The sequence below is a fragment of the Aeromonas sp. 2MA4 genome (genome assembly GCF_029237305.1).
Classification (GTDB): domain Bacteria; phylum Pseudomonadota; class Gammaproteobacteria; order Enterobacterales; family Aeromonadaceae; genus Aeromonas; species Aeromonas salmonicida.
The window spans coordinates 51,201-60,914 of sequence record NZ_JAACFY010000025.1 but is presented as its reverse complement, the minus strand read 5'-3'; the positions used below and the strand labels follow the sequence as shown (position 1 = coordinate 60,914).

At 55.1% G+C, this 9,714-nt stretch carries 8 protein-coding genes; 2 read left to right on the top strand and 6 right to left on the bottom strand.

All coding sequences use genetic code 11. The features are described 5' to 3' along the window. Positions 1-358: 358 nt before the first annotated feature. A complete protein-coding gene (locus GWQ31_RS20030) occupies positions 359-991 on the top strand; it encodes a LysE family translocator (RefSeq protein ID WP_059169461.1) in 633 nt (210 codons plus the stop codon). A 233-nt stretch (positions 992-1,224) separates the two neighbouring features. Continuing rightward, the gene (locus GWQ31_RS20025) at positions 1,225-2,442 is read left to right on the top strand and encodes a site-specific integrase (protein WP_275910125.1); all 1,218 of its coding nucleotides are present in this window, start codon (positions 1,225-1,227) and stop codon (positions 2,440-2,442) included. Positions 2,443-2,528: 86 nt separating this feature from the next. Here GWQ31_RS20025 and GWQ31_RS20020 read toward each other — a convergent pair whose 3' ends face one another. The 6 genes from GWQ31_RS20020 to GWQ31_RS19995 form a co-directional block, all read right to left on the bottom strand. Beyond that, on the bottom strand, positions 2,529-3,896 hold the full coding sequence (locus GWQ31_RS20020; RefSeq protein WP_275910124.1) for an SEL1-like repeat protein: 1,368 nt from the start codon (positions 3,894-3,896) through the stop codon (positions 2,529-2,531). Positions 3,897-4,030: 134 nt separating this feature from the next. Next, positions 4,031-4,207, bottom strand: a complete 177-nt coding sequence (locus tag GWQ31_RS20015) for a hypothetical protein (protein WP_275910123.1) — start codon at positions 4,205-4,207, stop codon at positions 4,031-4,033. 26 nt (positions 4,208-4,233) lie between these two features. Then, positions 4,234-4,932 (bottom strand): DUF2931 family protein, encoded by a 699-nt coding sequence (locus GWQ31_RS20010; protein WP_275910122.1) that lies wholly within the window; start codon positions 4,930-4,932, stop codon positions 4,234-4,236. Further along, positions 4,932-6,881 (bottom strand): DUF2235 domain-containing protein, encoded by a 1,950-nt coding sequence (locus GWQ31_RS20005; protein ID WP_275910121.1) that lies wholly within the window; start codon positions 6,879-6,881, stop codon positions 4,932-4,934. Before GWQ31_RS20005 ends, GWQ31_RS20010 begins: the two co-directional genes overlap by 1 nt. Then, on the bottom strand, positions 6,881-7,675 hold the full coding sequence (locus GWQ31_RS20000; RefSeq protein WP_275910120.1) for a DUF4123 domain-containing protein: 795 nt from the start codon (positions 7,673-7,675) through the stop codon (positions 6,881-6,883). The genes GWQ31_RS20005 and GWQ31_RS20000 overlap by 1 nt, the downstream gene beginning before the upstream one ends. After that, entirely contained in the window at positions 7,672-9,714 is a 2,043-nt protein-coding gene (locus GWQ31_RS19995) for a type VI secretion system tip protein VgrG (protein ID WP_275910119.1), read from the bottom strand. Before GWQ31_RS19995 ends, GWQ31_RS20000 begins: the two co-directional genes overlap by 4 nt.

Below are 9,714 nucleotides of genomic sequence, written 5' to 3'. Positions count from 1 at the left end.
CATGCCGAACTCAGAAGTGAAACGCGGTAGCGCCGATGGTAGTGTGGCATTCGCCATGCGAGAGTAGGACACTGCCAGGCACCCAATACAAGAAACCCCGCTCATCGAGCGGGGTTTTTTATTGCCTAAAATTTCCTTCCCACCGTTTTTTGCATTTCTGTACAAGGCATTGTCCAAATAATTCGCCTTCCCTTCGCGTTCAGTTTGATGATTTCCTCTTTTTATCCTCGGATCCCTATTTGGCCAAAGTTGTGATGCCTCGGCTATTCCCTCCGTTGATAATTACTATTGCTGCTACGGGGGATGACAAGAGACATGGGATCCATAGACTATCTCTTTCACGAACAAGGAGCTGTGTATGTTGGGGATCCACGATCTGGCGTTGTTTATCGTATCTGGTTTGTTGTTGAACATGATGCCTGGGCCTGATTCTCTGCTCATCATGCTGCGCAGCGGCTCTCAGGGCTGGCGGGCGGGTTCCGTGGCTGCGCTGGGGATTGGGACGGGCACCATGGTGCATGTGCTGGCGGCTGCTCTGGGGTTGTCGGCTTTGCTGAGCACTTCGGCTGAGCTGTTCACCGTCATCAAGTTGATGGGGGCGCTCTATCTGGTCTACCTGGGGTTTTCCATGTTCTGGCAAGGGGCCAAGACGCCTCCTGCTACCAACGAGGCTGTGGCCTTGCCTGTACTCTCCTATGGCCGGATATTTCGGCAGGGGTTGCTGACCAATGTGCTCAATCCCAAGGTCGCGCTCTTCTTCCTCGCCTTTGTGCCCCAGTTTATTGCCCCGGATGCGCCACAGAAGGCGCTGGCCTTCATTCTGCTTGGCTGCATCTTCAACCTAAACGGCATGATCTGGTGCCACCTACTGGCCTTCTCGACTGCCTATGCGAGCCGCAGGGTGAGCTTGCCTGCCCGGTTGGGGCGCTGGCTCAACCGTCTGATGGGGGGCTTGTTCGTGGGGCTGGGCATCAAGCTTGCCAGCGAGTAAATGGCAGCCATAGAAAAAGGCGTATCCCATTGCTGGAATACGCCTTCATCTGCACTGCAGCAGATCTGACCGAGATCAGTTCATGCCGTATTATCACACTGCCTGTCTAATGCTGTTTGGTGTTGTCTACAAACTGGTTGTATCCAATTGATTTATATCGTTTAACTTTCCATGGTTGTCTAAGGTCATCTTAGGGGGTATAAGACAAATGTGGGTTCAAATGTGGGTTCAAAATGGCAATCTCAGATTCAAAACTCAAAGCAATGCTGCGTGGTCACGATGATGATACGCCCAGAAAGGTTGCGGACAGGGATGGGCTATCTGTTCTGTGGAGGAATAGCGGAAAAGTCAGCTTTGTGTACCGCTATCGAATTTTAGGCAAGGCAAAAAACCTGACTCTGGGCTCCTATACTGGCCAGGAGGGGGGGCTGTCGCTTTCCGAAGCAAGGAAAAAGGCGGCGCAATGTCGAGCTTGGTTGGAAGAGGGCAATGATCCCGCTTTGATGACGCGGATCGGGAAAGACGAAAGGCTGAAGCCTGTCACGGTTAAAGATGCACTCGAGTATTGGCTCTGCCATCACGCTGATAAGAAAAGGTCCAACAGTGAGAAGCATCGCCAGCAATTTGCTAAGTGGGTCTATCCCCGTATCGGAGATCTTCCTTTGTCAGATTGTGATACTCGTCACTGGTTAAGTGTCTTTGACGAGTACTCGAAGGTAGCACCTGTGGCTAGTGGGTATTGTTTCCAAAACTGTAAGCATGCTCTGAAGTTTTGCCGTGTCAGACAGTTTGCAGTGAGTAATGCGTTGGATGACTTGACTGTTGCTGATGTTGGGCAAAAAGCGAGTAAGCGAGATAGGGTTCTGACGCTAGAAGAACTGCGAACATTATGGGAGTGGGCTGAGAAGCTAGGTCCATATTGCTACTACGGAAATTTGGCCAAGATTCTGTTGTCGTTCGGTGCCAGAACTCAAGAAGCTCGGCTATCAGCACCCGAAGAATGGAATCTAGTCGAAGGTACATGGACAGTACCTGCGTCTAACTCAAAAACAGGTAATAAAATCGTGAGACCAATACCTGATTTTATTCGGCCGACGATAGATCTCTTGCTGAAAGCAGCCGCCGCACAGTCATCCTCATACTTGCTAGGGGAGCTCAAGCGACCAGAAGCGGTAAGTCAGTGGGGAAGGGGGATTTGGAAACGGATTGGGCATAGCGCCCCTTGGACATGGCACGATCTGCGAAGGAGCTTAGCGACCCGTCTTAACGAGGCTGGGATTGCCCCCCATGTCGTGGAGCAAATATTAGGTCATGCTCTGCCAGGTGTGATGGCTCACTATGTTCATACGGTTCGGTTACCGGAACAAAAAATGGCTTTGGAGCTGTGGGGAGGGATTTTAAAGCCATCACTACAACAGGAAGATAATATCGTGCATCTACAAGTGAGGTAGGGGAGCAACTGCACTTTTCATCAGTTAGATTCGTTTTGCAAGCTATGCGTCAGGAGGTTACACCAAGTGTAACCTCCATTTATTTTTTACCCATTCCGCACCGCAGAGACCATTTTGCTAAACCAGTGCTCCGACAGCTTCTGAGCCTGCTTGACCTCGGGTTTGGTCATCATGGCCTCCAGTTCATCGCGGGCTTGCACGGCTTCTGGCATCCCCTCTGTTGCCGCCAGTGACAACCAGGCATAGGCATGTATCCGGTTACGTGGAGCACCCAAGCCTTCCTCTCGCAGTGTTCCCATTCGGTATTGCGCCATGCGGTCACCTTGTTGCGCCGCCAGGTGATACTGCTTGAGAGCCAGCGCGTAATCCTCTTTGCCCCCCTGCCCCAAACGAAGCATTTCACCGAAGGTGTACTGCGCGGCAATGTGTCCTTGTTGGGCGGCCTTGGCATAGCTGGCTCTGGCCTGCTCCAGTTCACCTTGCTCCTGCTGTAACTCCGCCAGTTCGAACAACGCGTGGGTTACGCCACCGTCAGCTGCCTTCTCTAACCAGTAGACCTGCTGCTTCTGGTCTACCTGCTGCAAGCTCAGTTGGTACTCGGCTTCGTGGGAACCATGACCAGCAGCAAGCTCCAGCCAGTAACGTCCCAAGGCAGGATCTGTGGGAACCTGTTCCCCTGCCAGATAAGCCATCCCTAGCCAGAGCTCTGCATCAGCAGAACCCGCATTGGCAGCGCGCTGATAGGTAGCGAAAGCATTAGAAGGAAGCGCCTGTTTGGCTTGCAGCAGCAAGGCGTCCGGTTGCTGTTGGGCAGCGGCTTTATCATTCCAGCGCTGGGCAATATCCGGCCGTTTGGCTACCCCTCGCCCTTGCTCATAACGTTCGCCCAGCAGGTACTGGGCATCGCGGTTACCAAGCTCCGCAGCCTTCTCGAGCCACTTGATGGCATCCGCATCTGCGCCCGGTTGTTTGCCGTACCACTTGGCCAGGATCAACTGAGCTTCGGCATGATCCCGCTTAGCAGCCTGCTCGAACCAGTCGAGACATTCGCTCGCCAGTTTGTCCTGATGCTGCTCCTGGCACATCAGCCCCAACCGATAACTGGCATTCGTGTTGCCAAGGCGAGCCGAGCGTTGCCACCACTGTGTAGCAAGCTCCGGATTTTTGGGCTCCCCGAGCCCTGCCTGGTACCAGTCACCTACTTGCCACGCGGCGCTGGCGCGGATCTGCTGATCGGCGGCCAAAGGGCCCGACTGCTCAGCAGCCTGTTGCATCCAATGCATGGCGTTGGGGTAATCGGGCTGACTAGCCAGACGTTTAGCCAGCTCATACTGGGCTCGTCCATCCCCTTGCTTTACTGCCTGAGATAACTCGGCGTCAGTGAGTGACGCAGTAGAAGAACAGGCGGCAAGCATGCTGGCTGTCAGTGCCAGCCATAAGGCTCGGTGTGTCATGGAGAAAATTCTTCTTAGAGTGAAAAAGTGACGGGTGAGGTACTGCTGTCTTTCCGGCTGATCCGTTATGCTACGCAGCCACCTGATGGGCACAAAGCTGATGCGGCGCCTTCCCTGGCCTTTAGCCTTGCCTGTCAGGTGGTTTTCTGTCGGTGATCCTGATAGACCTTCTGCCACTTGGAATGCTCGGCTTTATCGTCTCTGCTCTTCCAGAAAGCACAAATACTCTCTGCCAATTCTGCGGCCATGGCATGGTCGTTATCACGACGACAGATCAGATACTGGGCTAACCAGTTTTGGTACTGCTTCATTGATACCTCTTAAACCGCAATCCAAATCAATTGACTGGATTGGTATCCGTCTTGGGTTGTGCGGCGCGGTAGGCATCCATAATCGGAGCCCAGGCCATGCCACTGGGGGTGGGGTACTGTTGATAGGCATCACCGTATGCTTTATCAAAATCGTCGAACCACTCTTTGTAAACTTTGGTGACGGGATTTTCCTTGTCTTGCGAAGTTTGAATTTCCTTAGCAATCCCCCTGGCCAGCAGGATATCAGGTGTCACTCTGACACTGGTTAAAAATGCTTCCACATAGCCGCCGGTAGCCATGCCTAAGCCAATGTTATCTCGACGCTCTTCGCGCCACTCATCTCTCACCTTGATGCGATAAGGTTGTGCAATCATGCTTTCCAGTTCTGCTGGCAATACCAAGCTAATGCGATAGCGCTTTTTGTCATGAAATGAAATCCACTCTAGGTCCACCCGATCCGGAATTGGTCGCGTGGTGTGGCTCCCTTTAGAAATACTCCAGCGATAGTCTTTTTCTTTTAACCCTTCAGCCCCAAAAAATCCGGCGGAACCATTCGTCGAGGCATCAACCAACTTGCCATGGCGATAAAAGAGTACCTCGGTCACCCATAGTTCATCTGAGTTGGAACCGACCATATGCCACCACTCCAAATTTTTGGGTGGCGAAGAAGCGGCCTGACAAGCAGTGACTAGCGGCAACAGCACCAGTAAGAGTATCCAGCGCATTAATAACCTCCCTTTTTATTACCCGTCATCTTGCGGATCTCTTTGTCACCAACCCTGTTGGGCGTATTGACTAGCCCAGTGTCAGCGCTGTAGTGCAAATAACCCAGTCGCAACTTTTGGTACACCTCGTCAGGTAAGCTACGAGCCAGGTTGATCACCTCTCCACGCCGTTTGGCAACATCCACCCATATCTCATCGAGTTTGGCCAAGTTCACTGTGGGATAGGAAAGTGCACTATCCAGGCGGTAGGCATTGTCACCTTGTGACACCCACTTCTTAAAAGGCACACTGGCATCCCGTGCCGCTTCCACCATCATGTGCAGCGGAATACGTGAATATTCTCCCTCCACCACCCGGTGCAACACCACATCGACGCTGATGTGCCGCTGGCCACCAGTTTGGCTACCTGTTATTGAGCCTATGTATGGGCGTACATTCAGATAGCCAAGTTGGGTGGGCTGACTATGGCTAGCCAGAGACACAACGCCCTTGGCCCAACCTTGTTCGGCCCTCATTTTGGCATAGGCACAAGCATCCAGGTACGCTTTAGACTTGGCTGCATTGATGTGAGGCAACTCAACGGAATTGAAGCTAGCGATCACGCAATTTTCAGTTATTAACGGGGAGACTGCGTTCGGATCACGCAGGCTCCAGCGGCTGTAATAGCCCCCACCGATATCGGAGTGAGCGCCGGGAATAATGACTTCAGTAAAATTATCAGCAATCGCGGTACCTGCGGCATCGTCGGTAATACGGGTCAAGTCAAAGTGATAGCGCCACTCGTCAGCCGCCACGATATGCACCACCCGCTCGGCGCAGTCAGGTGCCAGCGTCACATTACGTTTACCCCACAGATAGGAGCTGACCACGGTATCAAACAGCCCGACAAACTGAATACGCACATCACTGCGGTTCACCCAGTCAAAGCCCGCTTTCAAGGGAATATCGGGGTCAGCGGCCATGGCCTCCACCAGGGGGTGATCGCCCTTCTGATCGATACGGTTTACAAACTGGCGGGCGGCAGATGCGCCCCGGCTAAAGCCAAAGACATCGAACTCGACCTTATGAATACACTCGATAGTGGGCAGTATACGCTCAAGTTGTTTTTTGACCTCTGCCACAATTTGGGTTTGACAGGTCTGCTCAACCCGAACAGCACTGGAGGTGTCGCCCTTGTCTGCGGCAAGACCCGCTGTTGCATCGTCCTGCCCTTCGGTGGTGCCAATACCTTCAACATAAACTGCTACATTCAATTCTGATTTTGTCGGCAGCTTATATAGCTCCCTAGCCTTGCCAATATTGGTGATGTCGTTCTTCTCACTGTTGTTCAGACCATCAGGCAGCGCCCCTTCAAAACACTGCTCCAGCAATACCTGCTGCTCTTCCGGGCTGCATTGCGCCAAGGCCTCCTCCAGCGCGCTTTTCCCCCCTTTGTGCTTGAAGGTGTTATTAGCTGTGCCGTCAAAGAACACCCCGATACGCAGTATCGTGAGCTGATAGCCCTTCACCTCAATCACGTAGGAGTGCTTGGTGATAAACCGTGGCGGCTGGGCCTGCCCGGCTTTGTGCCCTTTCGGTAGCGGCTGTTCGGGGTCGGTGAGGCAAAGGTCGCCGGTGGTCACTTTGACGTGCTCGCGTTTCACATCGCAGTGCCCAAAGAGCTTGTCGGTATAGGCGGGGACCTGGCTGGTCTCACCCTTCTTGAGGGCTTCACGGGACTGGGCTGCTTTGAGCCAAGGCTGGGTTTCCAGCTTGACCGTCACCGGACCGACCGCAAAGCCTTGCACCAGGGTTGGGCCGTCTTTCAGGGTCACGGTTTGGGTTTTGCCAGCAGCGTCGGTCAGGGTGGCTTTTTGCCCTTTGAACGAGCGGTTCTGTTCATCCCGAACGTCTATCTCAATCCAGCAGTTACTTTGCTCACAGGGGATGCAGTGGGCACTGATAGCCATTACACGGCTCCTATCAATTCATGGTGTTTGTTCAGCCAGTTCTTCACCTGAGCCAGTTCGTCGTTAGTCAGCATCAATGGCGCTCTGATGACATCCAGCGCCATATCAGCCTGCAAAGTAAGGGCTCCTGCCACCACACCATCGAGCACGTCACCCTCTAAACCGGACTGGTTGGCGTGATGCAAGACAGTGGCAATCACTGCCTCTGGATTGGGATGACGTGCCATCATCTCTTCCATGCGCTGCCAGAAGTGGCGCGAGAGGATGTAGGCGTGACGGCTTTCGTCATACAGCGGCGCTAGGTGGTGAGGCTGAATGCGAAACCAAGGGGCTTGGCGAGGAGTGAATTCGGTATCAGGCGTGCGTTGCCAGGCACTGTCGTTGGCCCACAGGCTGGTGCAGGGGCCGAGTACATCATCGAGTTCCGGCTGGCTCATGGTGCCGAGCATCTTGGGGAAAACCCGGTTATCGGCGTAGCGCAGCCACATAACTTCCCCTTCAAACGCCACCTCTATCAGGCTTTGCCAATGCTGCTGTACCACATCCATGGGGGCGCTGCTGACGACATAAATGCCGCCAAGTTGCGGGTGAGCGGCAATAAACTCAGGAGTGGGAGACAGTAATAGCCAGGGGCCTTGCTCGGCTTGGTCTGCAAAGGCAGTACCGGCAAACAGGGGGGAGGCATGCTCGCCCCCCAAGGCACAGAAACTCGCAACGGCAGTGGTATCCAATGCCGCATCGACGATGGCAAAAAGCTGGCCCGGTTGTTGGTTACGCCATTCTTGAAAGGTCATGCTTTACCTCCCTTGGCGAAGGGACAAGGCTTCACTAGTGCTGCCATGGACTCCATGCTCTTTTGAATCGAGAACGCCGGGATGGTAGCTGGGGGAGCGGGGGGTACTTCCACCGCACCTGGCAAGCCGGGCATTTGCCCCGCCCAACCGGAGCCTGAGCCGGGACTCCCCCCTGAGTTCATCTTGATGGTGGGACCGACCAGGGTGACGCCACTGGGGTCAACTTTCAAAAAGCTGCCGCCGACCTTGAGGGTCAGCTCGGAACCTGCTTCCAGCACAATCTTGTTACCGGCCTTGATGTGAACCTCTTGGCCGGCCTCAACCAGCAGCGACTGGGCCAGCTTCTGGTGCAGGGAGGCATCGACCGTAAGGGAGTAGTCCGCCTTGATGTGGTCGCGCTTCTCGCCCTCGACTGTCAGGTGGTCGTTGGCCTTGATACGGGTGACGCGCTCGTTGTCGATGTCGCTGTGCTGGTCATGCTTGATGTGCCAGGCGGCATCGTTCTGGATGACTACGTTCAGGTCTTTCTGACCATGGATGTAAATCTCTTCCTGACCAGCCTGGTCTTCAAAACGCAGTTCGTTGAAACCCTCGCCCTGATGGGTCTCGGTGCGCAGCACGGTGCGGGTTTTGTTGGCTGGCAAGTCATAGGGGGGCCGGTTGGTGGCATGGAAGGTGCGCCCGGTGACGATGGGCTGGTCGGGGTCCCCTTCCAAAAAGCTCACGATGACTTCATGGCCGATACGGGGGATGGCCATCATGCCGTATTGACCGCCCGCCCAGCCCTGGGATGCGCGTACCCAGCAGGAGCTCTGGTCGTTGGAGCTGCCGTAACGGTCCCACGGGAATTGCAGTTTGACCCGGCCATGCTCGTCGCAGTAAATCTCCTCCCCCTCCGGCCCCACCACAATGGCGATTTGCGGGCCATCCACCATCGGCTTATGGGGGGCTTCGGGACTACCGATTCGCGCCCGCCAGGTGGTGCTCGCTTTCACTACGCCAAATTCGTTGTGGTAGACGGTCGGGCCGCTGCCGCCCTCTTCCTCCAGCGCCTGGGGCTGTTCGCCGGTGTGGCGGATATGAACGATTTGCCAGTCGGTGTTGAGGCTGCCGTTCGGATGCTCGGTCAGGGAGAAGCTTTGTCCCGGCAGCAGGGCTGCGCTGTTGGACTTGCCACTGCCCGCCACCGCGTCATTGCGCAGCGCATCGAGCCGGTGCTGGGTGAATGCCTTGCCGCTCGGGTCCTGCTTGTAGCGGCCTGGATAGTCAAAATGCTGATAGGTGTCGCGTTGATGCGAAAGCTCAGCCCCCATCTTCTTCTGGGATAGGCCGTAAGCCGGGGTCTTGAAGCTGTAGTCCTTGAGCTCTACCTCTGCGGGGCGCACTGATTCGCGGTAGTGGAACTGGCGCACGTAGGAGCCTTGTTCCAGCGAGCGGTTGCCGAGGTTGAAGAAGAGCTCGGGGCCTGCAGTCAGCGCCGCTGCATCGTCGGCAAAGACAATGCGATGCTTGCCTTGCTCGAATTCGTGGAAGTAGAACAGCCCCTCTTCGGCAGCGAGCCGGTTGACGAACTCGAGGTCAGTCTCCCGGTATTGGACGCAATACTCTCGCTGGGCGTGCTCGTTTTTCAGGGCAAAGGCGTAGTCGGTGATGCCGTGCTCTTGCAGCAGGATGGAGAGGATTTCGTCTGGTTTCTGTGCTTGGAAGATGCGGGAGTTTTGGCGCAATCCCAATCGCCACAAGGCCGGTTTCACCTCCAGGCTGTAACGGGTACGACGAAAGCCGCTGTCCCCTTGCGCAAACTCGCTCACTACTCCGCACACCCGCCGCTGCAACTCGCCGTTGTACCACACCAGCAGCTCGCAGGGCTGGTCCAGCACAGCACCAAAGTCGATGTCCGGTTGATGGCTGGCCACCTCCAGCTTGAGGCTAAACGGGCTGTTTAAGCCCTCATCGAGCTTGAAGCTCGCTACCGCAAAGGTGCTGTCAGCCAGTGCGCCAACCTTGACGGTGAATTGTAATCCTGTGCTCTGTGCCAT

Coding starts and splice junctions, on each gene's coding strand:
- GWQ31_RS20030 (WP_059169461.1), top strand. CDS start 359: ATGTTGGGGATCCACGATCTGGCGTTGTTTATCGTATCTGGTTTGTTG.
- GWQ31_RS20025 (WP_275910125.1), top strand. CDS start 1,225: ATGGCAATCTCAGATTCAAAACTCAAAGCAATGCTGCGTGGTCACGAT.
- GWQ31_RS20020 (WP_275910124.1), bottom strand. CDS start 3,896: ATGACACACCGAGCCTTATGGCTGGCACTGACAGCCAGCATGCTTGCC.
- GWQ31_RS20015 (WP_275910123.1), bottom strand. CDS start 4,207: ATGAAGCAGTACCAAAACTGGTTAGCCCAGTATCTGATCTGTCGTCGT.
- GWQ31_RS20010 (WP_275910122.1), bottom strand. CDS start 4,932: ATGCGCTGGATACTCTTACTGGTGCTGTTGCCGCTAGTCACTGCTTGT.
- GWQ31_RS20005 (WP_275910121.1), bottom strand. CDS start 6,881: ATGGCTATCAGTGCCCACTGCATCCCCTGTGAGCAAAGTAACTGCTGG.
- GWQ31_RS20000 (WP_275910120.1), bottom strand. CDS start 7,675: ATGACCTTTCAAGAATGGCGTAACCAACAACCGGGCCAGCTTTTTGCC.
- GWQ31_RS19995 (WP_275910119.1), bottom strand. CDS start 9,714: ATGGCACAGAGCACAGGATTACAATTCACCGTCAAGGTTGGCGCACTG.